This window comes from Pantoea sp. WMus005 (assembly GCF_013415305.1).
Classification (GTDB): domain Bacteria; phylum Pseudomonadota; class Gammaproteobacteria; order Enterobacterales; family Enterobacteriaceae; genus Pantoea; species Pantoea rara.
On record NZ_JACBXU010000005.1, the window covers coordinates 177,402 to 195,325 of the forward strand.

Consider the following 17,924-nt stretch of genomic DNA (forward strand, 5'->3'; position numbering starts at 1 on the left):
TGCCTTACGCGTTTAGCTGCTGCTTACATCTCACAATGGATCATGAATGAGGGTAAACATAATGAAGGTTTTCAAATGGGTTGTGGCTTCAATGATGATGGGCGCGATGTCATTTTCTGCGATGGCAGCAAAAGAAGTCACCCAGGAAGAAGTTAAGACAATGAACCTGCAAAAGATCGGCAACGTTAACACCACGGCGGAAACCACCTCGCCAATGGATGCTAAAAAAGTGCTGTCGAAGCTCGCTGACGAAAAAGGCGGTAAATATTACCGGGTGATCGCTGGCCGCGAACACGGTAAATTCAGCGCTACGGCTGAAGTCTACAAGTAATTAACGTAGCCACATGAACTGCCAGGCATCCAGCTTAACCGGCTGGGTGCCATCAACCTTCTCCCCGCTCACCACATCCTGCAACGTATGCGCCACCGGCAATCGCGTTTCCACCGACCGACCACTCAGATTAAACACGCACAGCAACCCCTCGCCGCTTTCAGGCTGATGACGGCTCAGCACCAGCACGGTGTTTTCGCTGTCATATAACGTCATCGGATTATCGGGATGGAAGGCCGGCTGGCGACGACGCAGCTGGATCAGCTGGCCGAGCCGGGTATAAATCTGCTGCCGCAGCCAGTCACCCCCCGCCAGTGCCGTCTCAATCTGCTGTAAATCATACTTCTGACGATTAATCGCCCGGTTGTGTCCGGCGGCCCGCACGCCATCATAATGGTTACGACCGCCCAGAATGCTCTGGATATAGATGGCAGGCACGCCAGGAAAGACCAGCAGAATCGCATGGGCCAGTAAAAAGCGTTTCAGCCGGGTGTTGTCGTCGTCCTCTTCACGGTTGAGCGCATCCAGATAGGTGACGTTGATTTCATAGGGGCTGGTGGTGCCGTCAGGATTGTTTTTATAGGAGACCAGCGCGCCTTCCAGCGCCAGATCGCGCACCAGCGCCACAATCTCCACTTCAGACAAAATGCCGCGTGCTGGATTAAGCCCAATGCCATCGTGTGACGCGAGGAAGTTGAAGAAGGTGGTGTCATTACTGCTGAGATCCAGTGAGCTGGCCCACTGCCGCAGCGCGCGCGCCGATCCGGTATGAATAGCATGCAGCACCAGTGGTGGCAGAGAAAACTGATAGACCATCTGCGCCTCATCGTGCCCGTTACCCAGATAGCTGATGTTGTCCTGATGCGGCACGTTGGTCTCGGTAATAATCACCGTGCCGGGCGCGACATGGTCGGCAATGGCGCGAAACAGCTTCACCAGCTGGTGGGTTTTTTCCAGATGAATACAGCGCGTGCCGGGCGTTTTCCACATGTAGCCAACCGCATCGAGGCGCACATAGTCGGCGCCGCGTATCAGGTAGTCGAGCAGCACGTTGACCATGCGCAGCAACACCTCAGGATTGGCAAAATTAAGGTCAATCTGATCGGCGCTGAAGGTGGTCCAGATAAAGCGGGTATCGCCATCGGCCATTTTAAACGGCGTCAGCAGCGGCGAGGTGCGCGGGCGCGTGACGGCGCTGAGATCGGTGGCGGGCGGCATGCTGATAAAGAAATCATTCCAGCCGGGATCCTGCGCCAGGAAGTGGCTGAACCAGGCACTCTTAGCCGACATATGGTTGCAGACGAAGTCGAACATCAGCCGGGTTTCCTGATGCAGGCGCGCAATATCCTGCCAGTCGCCGCACACGGGATCGACCTGATGATAATCAATCACCGAAAAGCCGTCGTCGGACGACCAGGGGAAAAAGGGCAGCAGATGAACCAGCGGAAACGTGGATTGCAGGTGCTGCTGATAGAAGCGTGAAAAGGTGCTGAGCGTGGGTTTATCGGCTTCCCGAAACTGATCGGCATAGGTGATCAGCACCACATCCTGTTCATCCCAGTGGGCCTTTCGCGGCAGCTTGATCGCCTCGTGGGCGGTCGCGATGTCAGACCGCAGGCGCGCAAAGGTCGCCTCCGGAAATGTGCCAGCATAAATCTTATCAATCAGATCGGTGATCGTTTCCATCGTGAATTGGGTGCCACAGCAGGTGTTGTTTTTATGACAGGCGTCTTTTTAGCGTAGCGCGATGATGGGGATTTTCAACCGTGAAGGAAGACGTGAAGAGGGGGCCAGATGTGGCCCCCTGAAAAGCTTAGCGTTTTTTACCCAAAGCGGCGGCCAGTGCATCACTCATCGCACTGTTACCGGCGGATGAACTGACCGGACGCGGACGGCCTTTACCGGCAGCCGGACGTTTCTCTTCGCGCGGCGCGGCATTCTTCGCGCCACCCCGTGCATTGCCTTCGCCCGGCTGCTCATCAAGACGCATAGTCAGGGCAATACGTTTGCGCTGGAGATCGACTTCCATCACTTTCACTTTGACAATATCGCCCGCTTTCACCACCTGATGCGGATCTTCCACGAAGCGATCAGCGAGCGAGGAGATATGCACCAGGCCATCCTGATGGACACCGATATCCACAAACGCACCAAAGTTAGTGACGTTGGTGACGGCACCTTCAAGGATCATGCCCGGCGTCAAATCGTTCAGGGTTTCGACGCCTTCCGCGAACTGTGCAGTTTTAAACTCAGGACGCGGATCGCGGCCCGGTTTCTCCAGCTCTTTCATGATGTCGGTGACGGTCGGCAGACCAAAACGTTCATCAATGAAATCACGCGGGCTGAGATTACGCAGGCTGCCCGCGTTGCCCATCAGATCGTTCAGCGCCTGCTCGGTGGCGGCCAGAATGCGTTCGACAACCGGATAGGCTTCCGGGTGAACGGTCGAGGCATCCAGCGGATTATCGCCATGGTTGATGCGCAGGAAGCCCGCACACTGTTCAAAGGCTTTTGGCCCAAGACGGCTTACTTTTAGCAACTGCTGGCGGTTCTGGAAACGGCCGTTCTCATCACGCCAGCCGACAATGTTCTGCGCCATCATGCGCGTCAGGCCCGCGACGCGGGTCAGCAGCGGTACTGAGGCGGTATTGAGGTCAACGCCGACGGCGTTCACGCAATCTTCCACTACGGCATCGAGTTTCTTCGCCAGCTGGCTCTGACTGACATCATGCTGATACTGGCCTACACCGATTGATTTCGGGTCGATTTTCACCAGTTCAGCCAGCGGATCCTGCAGACGGCGGGCAATCGACACCGCGCCACGCAGCGAAACATCGAGATCCGGGAACTCCAGCGCCGCCAGTTCAGAGGCCGAGTAAACCGAGGCCCCGGCTTCACTGACAATCACTTTCTGCGCCGTAACCTGCGGGAACTGCTGCTGCAAATCCAGGAAGAAGCGCTCGGTTTCACGTGAAGCCGTACCGTTGCCAATCGCCACCAGCTCAACCTGATGCCTGATACAGAGCGCGGCTACCGCGGCGGCGGCTTTGGCAGTCTGACCGGTGTGCGGATAGACGGTATCGGTCGCCACGACTTTACCGGTGGCATCGACCACCGCCACTTTGACGCCGGTGCGCAGGCCGGGATCCAGTCCCATGGTGGCGCGCATGCCCGCAGGGGCTGCCATCAGTAAATCGTGCAGGTTGCGGGCAAAGACGTTAATGGCTTCATCTTCTGCGCGTTCGCGCACCGTGCCCATCAGCTCCGTTTCCAGATGCAGCATCACCTTGATGCGCCACGTCCAGCTCACTACCGCTTTACGCCAGCTGTCGGCCGGTGCGTTGTTCAGACGCAGGTTCAGGTGTTCAGCAATCAGCGTTTCGCCGTGGCTTTCTCGCGGCGCTTCATCAAACTGCGGATCGGCATTCAGCGAGAGTTGCAGTACGCCTTCGTTGCGGCCACGCAGCATTGCCAGCGCACGGTGCGACGGCACGCCGCTCAGGGCCTCGTGGTGATCGAAGTAGTCGCGGAACTTCGCGCCCGCTTCCTCTTTCCCTTCCACCACGCGTGACACCAGATGGGCATTTTTCCACAGGTAGTTACGCACTTTCGCCAGCAGCGCGGCGTCTTCAGCGAAACGCTCCATCAGAATATAGCGGGCCCCATCCAGTGCGGCACGGACGTCGGCGATGCCTTTGTCGGCATCGACATACTGCTCAGCAAGCTGCTCAGGAATGTGTGACGGCGCCTGCCAGAGCGTGTCCGCCAGCGGTTCCAGACCAGCTTCAATAGCGATCTGTCCACGCGTCCGGCGTTTCTGTTTGTAGGGCAGGTAGAGATCTTCAAGCTCGGTTTTACTGAGGGTAGTGTTGATGGCGCGGGCGAGGTCGTCAGTGAGTTTACCCTGATCGTCAATCGACTTCAGAATCGACTGGCGTCGCTCTTCAAGTTCACGCAGATAGCTGAGACGGGTTTCCAGCTGGCGCAGTTGGGTATCATCCAGCCCGCCGGTGACCTCTTTACGATAGCGTGCGATAAACGGCACGGTATTCCCTTCATCTAACAGGCGAACGGCGGCGTCAACCTGCTCTGGTCGCGCCTGTAGCTCACTGGCAATTATCTGGCTCAGAACTTTCATCATCAGGACTGTCTTGCTTTCCGGGTTGAGAAATAGCCGACAGTTATACGGATTGATGGTTAAAATTGCCAGAGACGCGGGCGGCTTTCAGCGATAATCTGAATCGTTATTGCGGGTAGTCAATTGCATTGACATACCACAGCGCAGGACCGAGTGGCGTCTCAACGGTGGCGGCATCGCCAACCTCTTTTTTGAGCAGCGCCCGCGCCATCGGCGAGTCGATGGAGATGTAATCTTTGCGGCCAAAAATCTCATCGTAGCCCACAATACGGAAGCGTTTGAGGTCGCCCTCATCGTTTTCAATTTCCACCCAGGCACCAAAGAAAACTTTGCCATCCTGCTGGGGTGAGTAATCCACGATACGCAGCTGTTCGATGCTTTTGGTCAGATAGCGTACGCGACGGTCGATTTCACGCAGTCGTTTTTTGTTGTACTGATAGTCGGCATTTTCACTGCGATCGCCAAGGCTGGCAGCCCAGGTGACTTTTTTTGTCACTTCTGGTCGCTCTTCACGCCATAGATAGTCGAGCTCCGCTTTCAGCTTATCAAAGCCTTCGCGGGTAATGAGTCGGGTTTTCATGCTATACCGGCCACAGAGATCCAAAGAGCGACAGTGTAAGGCAAAGAGGGCGCGGCAAAAAAGAGTCGGGGAAAGGGTTTTTAAAGGCTAAAAACCCATGTTGCTTTCCCCGGCGGCGAAAGGGTTGGTGCTGTGATTCAAAATAAAGCCAGTAATCTGAAGCGGGTACAGAGGATGCTTAAGCTTATTTTCCGGCGTGGGTCGCCGTGGTGGTCGATGTACCGGTGCTGTGACCGTCACCGCCGCCGCCGCCCATGGTGGCCAGCGCGACGCCCAGCAGGGCTGCGACTGCACCAACACCGATGGCGTTAGAGTTACCTTGTGCTGTTGTTGTCGCTGCTGCGCCAGCCGCTTCACCGGTGGCTGTGGCAGCATAAGCTGGGCTGACGCTGCTTAATGCCAGCGCGCTCAGCAGTAAAATTGTTTTTTTCATTGTGTGTTTCCCCGTTGAGACATCGAATGTTGCCTGAGCAGTCTGGTTTAAAACGGAGAAGGCGAAAAGTTGACTTTACTGATTGATTTTAAGGACTTTAATTTCAACTGGCCTTGCTGGTGCCGCCGCTGAAACTAATCCGAGAGGAGCGTGGGGTGTTATGCAGTATTACTGGAATATTATGCTGTCTGGCTGCTGTTGAGGTAGATTATCTGGAGCTTATCCACAGTGATGGCTGATTATTAAGTCAAATTGCCTGCTAACTCACTGAATTACCTCACTGATTAAAAAATGGCACACTTCCAACGCCAGCGATTCAGAGAAACCAGGCCGTTTTTTCAGATTTGCCGTATCAGGGGTCGGGCAGGGGTAAATACGTTAAAACTGACCCGGAATCCCCTTAAATCAAATATAAGCTCCTGTTTAATATGCTTTGTAACAATTTTGGCTAGAATATAAACCAATAATGACTGTCACTATAAGGCATCTTTTTTTAACAATGTTGGCTCAGGCAATAGCGCCTTTGGGAGTTGAAAATGCAAGAGAACTACAAAATTCTGGTCGTCGATGATGATATGCGTCTGCGTGCACTGCTTGAACGCTATCTCACCGAGCAGGGCTTTCAGGTGCGCAGTGTCGCTAACGCCGAGCAGATGGATCGTCTGTTAACCCGGGAATCCTTTCATCTGATGGTGCTCGACCTGATGTTGCCAGGCGAAGATGGTCTCTCTATCTGCCGTCGTCTGCGCAGTCAGAGCAACCCGATGCCGATTATTATGGTGACCGCCAAAGGCGAAGAAGTGGATCGTATCGTGGGGCTGGAGATCGGCGCTGACGACTATATTCCCAAACCCTTTAACCCGCGTGAGCTGCTGGCCCGTATCCGTGCCGTGCTGCGACGTCAGGCCAATGAACTGCCAGGCGCACCTTCACAGGAAGAGGCGATTATCGCCTTCGGTAAATTCAAGCTTAACCTCGGCACCCGCGAGATGTTCCGCGAAGATGAGCCAATGCCGCTGACCAGTGGTGAGTTTGCCGTGCTGAAAGCACTGGTAAGCCATCCGCGTGAGCCGCTGTCTCGTGACAAGCTGATGAATCTGGCGCGTGGCCGTGAATACAGTGCCATGGAACGTTCGATTGACGTTCAGATCTCCCGCCTGCGTCGCATGGTGGAAGAGGATCCTGCGCATCCACGCTATATTCAGACCGTCTGGGGTCTGGGCTACGTCTTTGTGCCGGACGGCAGTAAAGCATGAAGCGACTGCGCTTCTCGCCACGGAGTTCGTTTGCCCGCACCCTGCTGCTGATCGTTACCCTGCTGTTCGTCAGCCTGGTAACGACCTATCTGGTGGTGCTGAACTTCGCCATTCTTCCCAGCCTGCAACAGTTCAATAAGGTGCTCGCTTACGAAGTTCGTATGCTGATGACCGACCGGTTGCAGCTGGAGGATGGCACGCAGCTGGAAGTGCCACCGGCGTTTCGCCGGGAGATCTATCGCGAACTGGGGATCTCGCTCTACACCAATGCAGCAGCAGAGGAGAGCGGATTGCGCTGGGCTCAGCATTATGAATTCCTCAGCGAGCAGATGGGTCAGCAGCTTGGCGGGCCAACCGATGTCCGGGTTGAGGTTAACAAAAACTCGCCGGTCGTCTGGCTGAAAACCTGGCTATCGCCTGATATCTGGGTGCGGGTGCCGCTGACTGAAATTCATCAGGGCGACTTCTCGCCGCTGTTCCGCTATACCCTGGCGATTATGCTGCTGGCGATTGGCGGAGCCTGGCTGTTTATCCGTATCCAGAACCGACCGCTGGTGGATCTGGAGCATGCTGCCCTGCAGGTCGGGCGCGGGATTATTCCGCCGCCGCTGCGCGAGTATGGCGCGTCAGAAGTGCGATCGGTGACCCGTGCCTTTAACCAGATGGCCGCCGGCGTGAAGCAGCTGGCGGATGACCGCACGCTGTTAATGGCGGGCGTCAGCCACGATTTGCGAACGCCGCTGACCCGCATTCGTCTCGCCACCGAGATGATGAGTGAGCAGGATGGCTATCTGGCCGAATCGATTAATAAAGATATCGAAGAGTGCAACGCCATCATTGAACAGTTCATCGACTATCTGCGTACCGGACAGGAGATGCAGACTGAGCGCGCAGATCTTAACAGCGTGCTGGGCGAAGTGGTGGCGGCTGAAAGTGGCTATGAACGTGAAATCGAAAATGCGGTGATGCCGGAAGAGTTAATGCTGGATATCAACCCGCTGTCGATTAAACGGGCACTGGCTAACCTGGTGGTCAACGCCGCGCGATACGGCAATGGCTGGATCAGGGTTAGCAGCGGACGGGAACTGCATCGCGCATGGTTCCAGGTGGAAGATGATGGTCCTGGCATCAAGCCGGATCAGCTGGCGCATCTTTTCCAGCCGTTTGTGCGGGGCGATAGCGCCCGAAGCACCAGCGGTACTGGCCTCGGTCTGGCGATTGTTCAGCGTATTATTGATGCCCATCAGGGATCGCTGGAGATTGGCGAGAGCGAACGCGGGGGATTACGTATTCGAGCCTGGTTGCCGTTAGTGGAAACGATGGCGCTGAGCCATAACAACGGCAGCAATAGCGTGTCTGGCTGATAAAAGCGGCGCGGCAGTATTATTGCCGCGCCGGTTCTTTTAGCGTTGCGGGCCAGCTTTCACCAGCGCAGCACCTGCGGCGTTATCAGTATACTTATCGAAATTATCAATAAAGCGCTGTGCCAGACCGTCGGCGGCCGCGGTCCACTTCTCTTCACTCTCCCAGCTACGACGCGGATCGAGCGTGTCACTATCCAGCTCGCCCAGCGCAACCGGCATCTGCAGATTAAAGATTGGCAATGTTTCCGTCGGTGCATCATCCAGTTCCCCCGCCAGAATCGCATTGATGATGGCACGGGTATTTTTCAGAGAGATGCGTTTGCCACTGCCGTTCCAGCCGGTATTCACCAGGTAAGCCTGCGCACCGGATGCCTCCATCCGCTTCACCAGCACTTCAGCGTATTGCGTGGGATGCAGCATCAGGAATGCTGCGCCAAAACAGGCGGAGAAGGTCGGCGTCGGCGCAGTAACGCCACGCTCGGTACCGGCCAGCTTGGCGGTGAATCCTGACAGGAAATGATACTGCGTCTGCTCCGGTGTCAGACGGGAAACCGGGGGCAGCACGCCAAACGCATCGGCGGTCAGGAAAATCACTTTCTTCGCGTGGCCCGCTTTTGAAACCGGCTGCACGATATTGTCGATGTGATTAATTGGATAGGAGACGCGGGTGTTTTCCGTTTTACTGCCATCGTCGTAATCGACGCTGCCATCTTCGCGCACCACCACGTTTTCCAGCAGCGCATTACGACGAATGGCGCGGTAGATCTCCGGCTCAGCCTGCTCAGAAAGGTTGATAGTTTTGGCGTAGCAGCCGCCTTCGAAGTTAAACACGCCATCATCGTCCCAGCCGTGTTCATCATCGCCGATCAGCTGGCGGTCAGGATCGGTGGAGAGTGTAGTTTTACCGGTGCCAGAGAGGCCAAAGAAGACCGCCACATCACCCGCTTTACCGACGTTAGCAGAACAGTGCATCGAAGCGATGCCTTTCAGCGGCAGCAGGTAGTTCATAATGGCGAACAGACCTTTCTTCATTTCGCCGCCGTACCAGGTTCCGCCAATCAGCTGCATACGTTCAGTGAGATTGAAGGCGACAAAGTTTTCTGAGTGCAGACCCTGCGCCTGCCAGTCAGGATTGGTGCATTTGGCCCCGTTCATCACCACAAAGTCGGGCGTGAAGTCGGCCAGTTCAGCGTCGGTGGGCTGGATGAACATGTTTTTCACGAAGTGTGCCTGCCAGGCGACTTCGGTAACAAAACGTACGCTCAGACGTGAATCGGCATTTGCACCGCAGAACGCATCCACCACAAACAGACGCTTGCCGGAAAGCTGGCGGGTGACGCAGCTTTTCAGCGCACTCCAGGTTTCCTGAGACAGAGGCTGATTGTCGTTTTTGCCGGTGCCCTGGTCGTTCCACCACAGGGTATCGCGCGTGGTGTCATCACGTACAATGTACTTATCCTTAGGCGATCGTCCGGTGAAAATCCCGGTGTCTACTGCAATCGCGCCGCTCTGCGTCAGGGTGCCACGAGCAAAACCTTCGAGGTCCGGGCGCGTCTCTTCCTGAAATAGCGTGTCGTAATCAGGGTTGTAAACCACTTCCGTGGTATCCACGATGCCCAAAGCGGCAAGGTCTTGCGAGGTCAGGCCGTTAACGCGCATTTTACTGCTCCTTAAATCGGTGTCTGTTCTGCAAAGCAGAGATAGGTTGGGATCGTGCCAACCGGCTGTTGCATCAGGTGCGGCGAATCACTGACAGTCCACTGCGCTTCGTTACCACAGCCTGCAAAGAGAACCGGACTTTTCAGGGCATCTGCCTCTGGCTTCCGGGCGTTTGCACGATCGCGCGCAGTTTACTCTTCTGCGTTATGGGAAAAAGGGCAGTGATCTAAAAATGCGACTCAGGGCGCGTTAAGGCTATGTTTCGAACGTTTAAAAGATGTTATGAAAGTAAAAAAAGATAATTTGTCTGGAAAATTATGGGGATAGGAAGGGAGGAAGGAGGAGGGGCGGCAAAAGCCGCCCGATCAATCAGTGCAGACGGTCGTTATTCTCAAGAGAGTGGCTGCGGATACCCGCGATATCGACGGCATCAAACACGTAGTTTGAACCGCAATAGTCACAGTGCATGTCGATTTTGCCATCTTCCGCGATGATCTCATCCACTTCTTCCTGTGGCAGCGTCGTCAGCACTTCGCCACAGCGTTCACGCGAGCAGGTGCATTTGTAGATCACCGGCTGCGGATCGTAGAGGGTGACCTCTTCCTGATGATAGAGACGCCACAGTGCTTCATTGGCAGGCAGATCGAGCAGCTCTTCTGTTTTAATGGTTTCAGTCAGTGTCGCCAGATGTTCGAAGACCTCTTTCTCTGTGTCCTGCGCAGGCAGCACCTGCAGCAGAATACCGGCGGCGCCTTTGTCACTGGTGCGGATAAACAGACGCGTGGGCAGCTGCTCTGAGCGCATGAAGTAATCTTCCAGGCACTCCGCCAGGGTTTCACCTTCCAGTCCGACCACACCCTGATAACGCTCACCCTTCTCCGGGGAGATAGTGATGACCAGATAGCCATTGCCGACCATGCTTTTCAGGCTGCTGTCGTCCGGGATGTCGCCTTTGATACGCGCCACGCCGCGCAGTTCCTGGCTGTTATTACCGTTAATCACGGCCAGCGACAGCGGACCGTCACCCTGCAACTGCACGGTGATTTCGCCATCAAACTTAAGCGTAGCGGTCAGCAGGCTGGTCGCGACCAGCATCTCACCCAGCAGCGTTTTGACCGGTGCCGGATAGTCGTGGTTCTTTACGGTTTCACGCCAGGTGTCAGAGACGTTCACCAGCTCGCCGCGCACGGCGGCATTTTCAAACAGATAACGGTGCAGTTGATCCGGGACTGACATATTTTTTTCTCTCACTGGAACGGAGCGATGGCGCGTCAGCTAAGACGGCGCTATTCATCGCCCGATAATTTAAACTTCATCAAATCGCGACGCTCTTTTTTGTCAGGTCGCCGATCGGGATGGGGCATAGTCAGCGCATTCATTTTGCGCGCCTGCGCCATTTTTTCGCGTTTTTCAATGCTGGCATCGGTTTCGCGATAGAGCTGCTGGGCCTCGCTGGCGGGGCGGCGCTGCGCGCTGATGTCTGCCACGATCACGGTGCGTTCATCGTTGCCCTGACGCAGTGTCAGTTCCGCATTCAGCTCCACCACTTTGCCAGGTTTGCTGCGCTGGCCGTTGTAATGCACTTTGCCGCCTTCAATCATCTCCCGCGCAATCGCCCGGGTTTTGTAGAAGCGCGCGGCCCACAGCCATTTGTCGAGGCGGACCTCTTCGCTGCTTTTCTCTTTCATTGCTGCTCCTGACTCAGATCAGCGTCCGGTAATCGCCAATGGCGCGGTGACGCTGAAAGATTTGCTCAGGACGACCCGAATCGGGATTCTTTACGCCTAAGCACCAGCCGATGCCCCATCGCTTTGCAGCATCCAGAATCACTTCGCTATCATCGATAAACAGCGTGCGCGGCGCAAAAAAGCCGGTGTGCTGTTGTACGGCCTGCCATAAACGTTGGTCTTCTTTCGGATACCCAAAGGTATGGGTAGAAAGTAATAAATCAAGGTGCGGCGCTAAACCGGTTTGCGCCAGTTTGACGTCCAGATTGTAAGGATGCGCGTTGGTCAGCAGGATGGTGGACTTGCCCGCGCGGCGCAGTGCCTGCAAAAAAAGCAATGTATCGTCACGCAGCGCGATACGGTTGCGCATCGCCAGCGTCATGGCACGGATGTCCAGCGCCAGCGACTCTGCCCAGTAATCCAGACAATACCAGTTTAGCGTATGGGCGGCGGCCTGATACTTTTCCGCGATGATCGCTTCGGCTTCCGCCCGGCTTATGCTGCGTTGCTGGCTGAGCTGTTCAGGCACATGTTCCAGCCAGAAGTGACGATCAAACGCCAAATCCAGCAGCGTGCCATCCATGTCGAGCAGCACGGTATCAATCTCAGACCAGTTGAGCATCCAGGTTCACCCCTAAAAAACCGGGCGACAGAGTAGCACAGAAGGGCAGGGCTCAGAATATCGAGCGCACACCCTGCAAAGTGCCAAGGTTATGGTTGAAACACTTTTCGTAGTATTGCTGGATATCGATCATGCGCTGGCGATTACGGTGCATACGGCGCAGCGCCAGTAGTCCGTTGATAATAGCGCAGGTGAGCAGTACCAGCAGCAGCAGCACAGTGCCGAGATAGCGCCACTGCGCCATGGTATCCGGTTCATTGTGCAGAACGATATGACGCGTGCCGTTGGCATCCGTTGAAATGCTGGTGATGATGCCGCTGGCGCTGAAAGGCGTGTGTAGCAGCATGGCGGAGATATTTTGCAGCTCGCGCCACTGAGAAGGCGGGTCGAGATCAAACAGAGACACAGTAGGCTGTGGCTGATTTACCAGCTGGCGACCCTCGTCGCTGACAATCAGGAATCCCCCTGGCGGTGGGCTGTTAAGGTTTTCTGCCGCACGACGGGTTTCACGGAAGAAGAAGGTCGAGGTTGCCGTGTTGACCAGGTTCTCCAGCGCTTCCGCACTCACCGGCCGCAGCAGCACATTCATGCCGTTTAACTGGCCGGAATCTGCCCGGCGCATCAGCGCTTCCCAGTCTTTGGCATTGCCCAGGTTTACCAGGGCATTTTTCAGGCGCATACAATCCTGTGGCTGATTACAGAGATCCTGCGTTTTCATCACCAGGTCTGAGAAGTCATCCAGCAGGATCATCCCGGATTTCTGAATCGCTGAGGCCAGTTGCGGGTTCAGTTTAGGGTCAGTATTGGTTTCCGGATGCAGCTGCTTTGTAGTGGTCTCCAGCAGAGCCGCAGCTTTATCAATAATGTCCGATTGCGGCTGCGGCAATGGCGTAGCGTTATTCCAGTACACTGCCGAGCAGTCGAACGGCATATAGGCGTAACTGCGGTTGCTCTGATAATTGTCCGGCACTGAACACATACCGGTCCCGCTTACCTTGAGGTTGTCGCCAATGTTCAACGCGACGCTGCTGAGTTTATCGACGCTGCTGACCTCCAGGCTGTCGGTGCCTCTGGCCCAGGCCAGACTGAGCTTGATTGGCATGCTGAGCGGAATCCAGGTGACCAGCATGATCAGCACCATTAGTGAACCACAAGCCAGCACCACGTTTTTCCGCCAGCGCTGAATCGGGAAGTTTTTGACTTCATCCTGCAGCGACAGGAAGCGACCCTGACGCACCACCTGACGGTTGAGGTAGATCTCAACATCGGTCACCTGGCCAAGATCGTGCGCCACATAAGGCTGCCAGTGCGGCGGATAGGCGAGGTCGATAATCCCCAGCGTGATGTTGCTCTGCTCCTGGTTCGACTCGCTGAACAGGCCCCAGCGCTTTGGTGCACCGCGCAGACAGTGTATGTCACGCAGGCCACGTTCACCGGGAATACGATAGAGCAACCACAGGCTGGCACCAATCATGGCTGTACCGGTCAGCACCAGCCAAATCATCAGCGTGGCAGGCACTAACAGGCTGAAGAAGAACAGTAAGAAGGCCAGGGCGATCATCACCGCTTCACGCGTGCCGTCTGGCCGCGACAGGCGATACTCTTCCGCGGTCTCTTTACGTACCTGAAGCAGTTCGACGTTTTCGGTTTCCGCCTTGCGGATAGAAGCATTGGTCGAGACCGGACGCATCAGCGTTGGCAGCGATTGCTGATCCACAGCGTAATCCACCAGCGAATGGCCGTTCAGCGAGATCACCAGGGGAATAGATTGGGTGCGGATTAACTCGACGTAGTTTTCGTCGGTGATGTATTGCTCCCACAGCGGCGGCAAATGAACTTCAACTTCATCCAGATAGTAGCGCCATTTGTGGGGATCATCCGTGGAGAGGCCGTAGCGGGTAATCGCGCGGGTAACCGGATAGACATTGTTGCTCTGCGCCGTCAGCGTCAGACGTTCAGAGGCGCTTCGCTTATCGGCAGTTACCGGGGCGCGCAGTTGTTTTTCCAGCGCGGCGACATACTTATCGACAGCCTCACGTTCCTGCGCAGAAAGCTTACGGCAGGGCGGGCTGATAAATGGCAGCGGTTTCGCCAACGGCGGACGATGCCGCATAGCGTACCAGAACCCAATACCTGCCAGGATTGAACAGGTCAGCACTATGGCCAGGATCATCAAGATTGTGCTCATGCTCTGCTCAATTCAGCCAAAATGCTGCCTTACTTTAAACTTTCGCTTTCGGTTATGCTCACTATAAAAGAGGCATTCCGGAAGATTATATAACCCTGAGGAGTCAGACACCCGATGAAATAGTGCCAGCGTATATCTGATTGGCATTTGTTAAACCCTGCCTTGTCCGAATGGTAACTGGCACACACTGGATTAAATATCGGTATTGTCTGAAACTTATCGCAGCATATTGACTAATGCAAATTTAGTCTTAACTGATAACCAAAGGCTGTTATTCAATCGCTTTAATCTGTGCAACGATAACGTCATTGTCTGACTGTCGCACAATTGCCTGTGGTTAGGTATGCTAATTCGCTACTGATAGCCGGCGCAGAATAATCTGGGGCTGATATGAAAATTCCAAAAAAACCTGACATCCTCAATATCACTGCCGTGGCACGTTCACGATTATTCACCATTGAATCAGTCGATCTGGCTTTCAGCAATGGCGTGCATCGCGTTTATGAGCGGATGAAGCCCTCAGAGCGTGAAGCGGTGATGATTGTGCCGATTATTGATGACCATCTGATCCTGATTCAGGAATACGCCGTCGGACTGGAAACCTATGAGCTGGGTTTCCCGAAAGGGCTGATTGATTCAGGTGAAACCGTGAATGAGGCGGCGGTGCGCGAATTAAAAGAAGAAGTCGGTTTTGGTGCCGACCAGCTGACAACGCTGGGGAAACTCACCATGGCACCTTCTTACTTTTCCAGCAAAATGAATATTGTGATAGCGGAAGGTCTTTACGCTGAAAAGCTGGAAGGTGATGAGCCGGAGCCGCTGATTATCCACCGCTGGCCGCTGACCGATATGCTGTCGCTGCTGGACGAACCTGATTTCCGCGAGGCGCGTAATGTCAGTGCGTTGTTTATGGCGCGCGAATGGCTGGTGAAGCAGGGGCGATTGAGTTACTGAATACACGGCGTGACTGAATAAAAAAGGCCGACTGATGTCGGCCTTTTTTATTGTGTGATTACGTCGGTCCCATCAGAACAGCTCGTGACTCTCACCGTTATCCATAATAGTTGTACCCACGTCGTGAACCGAATATTCGGTCGGCTGGGTGCCATTGATGAAATACTCCTGACGGGTGTTACCCCCGCCATTTGCCAGTTTGCCGGTACTGCGATCGATCGTCACGGTGACCACGCCATCCGGCGGTGTTAACGGCTGCACCGGAACACCGTCCAGCGCACTCTTCATATACTCATCCCATGCCGGTTGCGCACTCTTCGCGCCGCCTTCATAGCCCGAAATCTGATCGGGAATTGCACCGGAAAGCGTACTGCGGCCCAGGTTGCGGCGCGCATCATCAAAACCGATCCAGACTGACGTCACTACGCCAGGCCCGTAACCTGAGAACCAGGCATCTTTCGAGCTATTAGTCGTACCCGTTTTGCCGCCGATATCGTTACGCTTGAGGTCACGCCCGGCACGCCAGCCGGTTCCCATCCAGCCGGGTTCGCCAAAGATATTACTGTTCAGCGCGCTCCTGATGAGGAAGCTGAGCGGAGTGTTGATCACGTGGGGCGCATATTGCTGCTCACCCTGTTGAGCCTGTGCCGGAACCTGCTCCAGTTCAGGCTGGGGAACCGCCTGATTCTGGTTATTATTTGAGGCGGCAACGTTTTCAACGCTCTCCTCATTCAGCGCCAGCGCTTTCTTGGTCTCGCCGTAGATCACCGGCAGATTACACTGCGGACAGGCGATCTTCGGTTTCTCTTCAAAGACGGTGCCGCCCTGTTCATTCGTAATCTTCGTAATGAAGTAAGGATCAACCAGGAAGCCGCCATTCGCCATTACGGAGTAGCCACGCACGACCTGTAATGGGGTAAACGAAGCCGCACCCAGTGCCAGCGACTCGGTGTGAACAATGTTCTGCGCCGGGAAACCAAATCGCTGCAGATACTCTGCGGCGTAATCCACGCCCATCGCACGCATCGCACGCACCATCACCACGTTTTTCGACTGACCTAATCCCTGACGCAGACGAATCGGACCATCGTATGTTGGCGGTGAGTTTTTTGGACGCCAGTCTGCACCGGCACCGGCATCCCAGCGTGAAATCGGCACATCGTTCAGGATGGAGGCGAGCGTCAGTCCGCGATCCATAGCGGCGGTATAGAGGAAAGGTTTGATGTTGGAACCGACCTGGCGCAGCGCCTGGGTCGCACGGTTAAACATGCTCTGGTTAAAGGCGAAACCGCCTACCAGCGCGCGCACCGCACCATCATTCGGATCCAGTGAGACAAGTGCCGAGTTCACATCCGGTACCTGACCCAGCCACCAGTCATCACCCACTTTGCGCACCCAAATCTGCTGGCCAGCCTGCAGGACCTGCGTGACGCTTTTCGGCGTCGGGCCCTGCACGGTGTCAGACTTATAAGGACGCGCCCAGCGCACACCCGCTAATGACAGCGACACATTGCTGCCATCCTGCATCATCACGGTCGCTTCATCACTGCGCGCTTCCGTAACGACGGCCGGATGGAGTGGACCGTAGACCGGCAGCACCTTCAGCGCTTTCTCTATCTTCGTCTGATCCCAGGCCGGTTCACCCACTTTCCACAGCACGCTGGTCGGGCCGCGATAGCCATGACGCATATCGTAAGCCATAACGTTATTGCGAACCGAGGTCTGCGCAGCTTCCTGCAGGCGGCGCGTCACAGTGGTATAGACCTTGTAACCGTCGGTGTAGGCATTGTTGCCGTAGCGCTTCACCATCTCCTGACGCACCATCTCACTGAGATAAGGGGCAGAGAAGGCGATTTCAGGACCGTGATACTTCGCCACCAGCGGTGTATTACGGGCCTCGTCATATTGCTGCTGCGTGATGTAATGCTGATCCAGCATACGCGCCAGTACCACGTTGCGACGCGACAGGGCGCGGCTCGGCGAGTAGAGCGGGTTAAAGGTGGACGGCGCTTTCGGCAGACCGGCAATCATCGCCATCTCACTCAGCGACAGCTGGTCAACGGGCTTACCGAAATAGACCTGTGAGGCTGCACCGACGCCATAAGCGCGATAGCCCAGGTAGATCTTATTCAGGTAGAGCTCAAGGATTTCATCTTTATTCAGCAACTGCTCAATGCGGATCGCCAGGAACGCTTCCTTTATTTTACGCATCAGGGTGCGTTCCGGACTCAGGAAGAAGTTTCGGGCCAGCTGCTGAGTGATGGTACTGGCACCCTGTGAGGCATGACCGGAGACCAGCGCAATGCTGGCCGCACGGAAAATACCCACCGGATCAACACCATGGTGCTCATAAAAACGGCTGTCTTCGGTCGCAATAAACGCTTTCACCATCACAGGTGGCACTTGCTGCAGCGTCAAAGGGATACGGCGCATTTCGCCATACTGGGCGATTAAATCGCCATCGGCGCTGTAAACCTGCATAGGGGTTTGCAGACGCACATCTTTCAGCGTGTTCACGTCAGGCAGCTGTGGCTCTATGTATTTGTATAAACCATAAATCGAGCCAGCTCCCAACAGGATGCAACACACTGTAAGGATCAAGAGATACTTTACGAACTTCACCTGGAATTTCCCATCTGTTGTCGTTTGAGCAGTTTATAAACAACCGCGCG

14 protein-coding genes are annotated in these 17,924 nt (G+C 55.3%); 4 read left to right on the forward strand and 10 right to left on the reverse strand.

What is annotated here, in order from left to right:
* The first annotated feature begins 61 nt into the window (after nucleotides 1-61).
* On the forward strand, nucleotides 62-331 hold the full coding sequence (locus tag HZZ01_RS17725; RefSeq protein ID WP_179898830.1) for a YdgH/BhsA/McbA-like domain containing protein: 270 nt from the start codon (nucleotides 62-64) through the stop codon (nucleotides 329-331).
* Here HZZ01_RS17725 and HZZ01_RS17730 read toward each other — a convergent pair whose 3' ends face one another.
* The 4 genes from HZZ01_RS17730 to yjbE form a co-directional block, all read right to left on the reverse strand.
* The gene (locus HZZ01_RS17730) at nucleotides 332-2,017 is read right to left on the reverse strand and encodes an alpha-amylase family glycosyl hydrolase (protein WP_179898831.1); all 1,686 of its coding nucleotides are present in this window, start codon (nucleotides 2,015-2,017) and stop codon (nucleotides 332-334) included. It abuts the gene before it with no gap.
* A 127-nt stretch (nucleotides 2,018-2,144) separates the two neighbouring features.
* Nucleotides 2,145-4,472, reverse strand: a complete 2,328-nt coding sequence (locus HZZ01_RS17735; RefSeq protein ID WP_179898832.1) for a Tex family protein — start codon at nucleotides 4,470-4,472, stop codon at nucleotides 2,145-2,147.
* Nucleotides 4,473-4,575: 103 nt separating this feature from the next.
* Entirely contained in the window at nucleotides 4,576-5,049 is a 474-nt protein-coding gene (gene greB / locus HZZ01_RS17740; protein WP_090966786.1) for a transcription elongation factor GreB, read from the reverse strand.
* A gap of 184 nt (nucleotides 5,050-5,233) precedes the next feature.
* The gene (gene yjbE, locus HZZ01_RS17745) at nucleotides 5,234-5,482 is read right to left on the reverse strand and encodes an exopolysaccharide production protein YjbE (protein ID WP_086906577.1); all 249 of its coding nucleotides are present in this window, start codon (nucleotides 5,480-5,482) and stop codon (nucleotides 5,234-5,236) included.
* 536 nt (nucleotides 5,483-6,018) lie between these two features.
* Here yjbE and ompR point away from each other — a divergent pair.
* Both ompR and envZ read left to right on the forward strand, forming a co-directional pair.
* Nucleotides 6,019-6,738, forward strand: coding sequence for a two-component system response regulator OmpR (gene ompR / locus HZZ01_RS17750; RefSeq protein ID WP_003853014.1), 720 nt, complete (start codon nucleotides 6,019-6,021; stop codon nucleotides 6,736-6,738).
* The gene (envZ, locus tag HZZ01_RS17755) at nucleotides 6,735-8,102 is read left to right on the forward strand and encodes a two-component system sensor histidine kinase EnvZ (RefSeq protein WP_179898833.1); all 1,368 of its coding nucleotides are present in this window, start codon (nucleotides 6,735-6,737) and stop codon (nucleotides 8,100-8,102) included. Before ompR ends, envZ begins: the two co-directional genes overlap by 4 nt.
* A 39-nt stretch (nucleotides 8,103-8,141) precedes the next feature.
* On the opposite strand, the gene pckA is transcribed toward envZ, so the two are convergent.
* From pckA to HZZ01_RS17780, 5 genes are all read right to left on the reverse strand, one after another.
* Nucleotides 8,142-9,761 carry a phosphoenolpyruvate carboxykinase (ATP) gene (gene pckA / locus HZZ01_RS17760; RefSeq protein WP_179898834.1) on the reverse strand — a complete coding sequence of 540 codons (1,620 nt, stop codon included), beginning with the start codon at nucleotides 9,759-9,761 and terminating at the stop codon, nucleotides 8,142-8,144.
* Between the two features lie 369 nt (nucleotides 9,762-10,130).
* Nucleotides 10,131-10,997 (reverse strand): Hsp33 family molecular chaperone HslO, encoded by an 867-nt coding sequence (hslO, locus tag HZZ01_RS17765; RefSeq protein ID WP_179898835.1) that lies wholly within the window; start codon nucleotides 10,995-10,997, stop codon nucleotides 10,131-10,133.
* Between the two features lie 50 nt (nucleotides 10,998-11,047).
* Nucleotides 11,048-11,449 carry a ribosome-associated heat shock protein Hsp15 gene (gene hslR / locus HZZ01_RS17770; RefSeq protein ID WP_179898836.1) on the reverse strand — a complete coding sequence of 134 codons (402 nt, stop codon included), beginning with the start codon at nucleotides 11,447-11,449 and terminating at the stop codon, nucleotides 11,048-11,050.
* A gap of 13 nt (nucleotides 11,450-11,462) precedes the next feature.
* Nucleotides 11,463-12,110, reverse strand: coding sequence for a GMP/IMP nucleotidase (gene yrfG / locus HZZ01_RS17775; protein WP_179898837.1), 648 nt, complete (start codon nucleotides 12,108-12,110; stop codon nucleotides 11,463-11,465).
* Between the two features lie 52 nt (nucleotides 12,111-12,162).
* Nucleotides 12,163-14,298 carry an intracellular growth attenuator family protein gene (locus HZZ01_RS17780; RefSeq protein WP_179898838.1) on the reverse strand — a complete coding sequence of 712 codons (2,136 nt, stop codon included), beginning with the start codon at nucleotides 14,296-14,298 and terminating at the stop codon, nucleotides 12,163-12,165.
* Nucleotides 14,299-14,688: 390 nt separating this feature from the next.
* On the opposite strand from HZZ01_RS17780, the gene nudE reads away from it, so the two are divergent.
* Entirely contained in the window at nucleotides 14,689-15,252 is a 564-nt protein-coding gene (nudE, locus tag HZZ01_RS17785) for an ADP compounds hydrolase NudE (protein WP_179898839.1), read from the forward strand.
* Between the two features lie 72 nt (nucleotides 15,253-15,324).
* On the opposite strand, the gene mrcA is transcribed toward nudE, so the two are convergent.
* Complete coding sequence (mrcA, locus tag HZZ01_RS17790) at nucleotides 15,325-17,874, reverse strand: peptidoglycan glycosyltransferase/peptidoglycan DD-transpeptidase MrcA (RefSeq protein WP_179898840.1); 2,550 nt, start codon at nucleotides 17,872-17,874, stop codon at nucleotides 15,325-15,327.
* Between the last annotated feature and the right edge of the window lie 50 nt (nucleotides 17,875-17,924).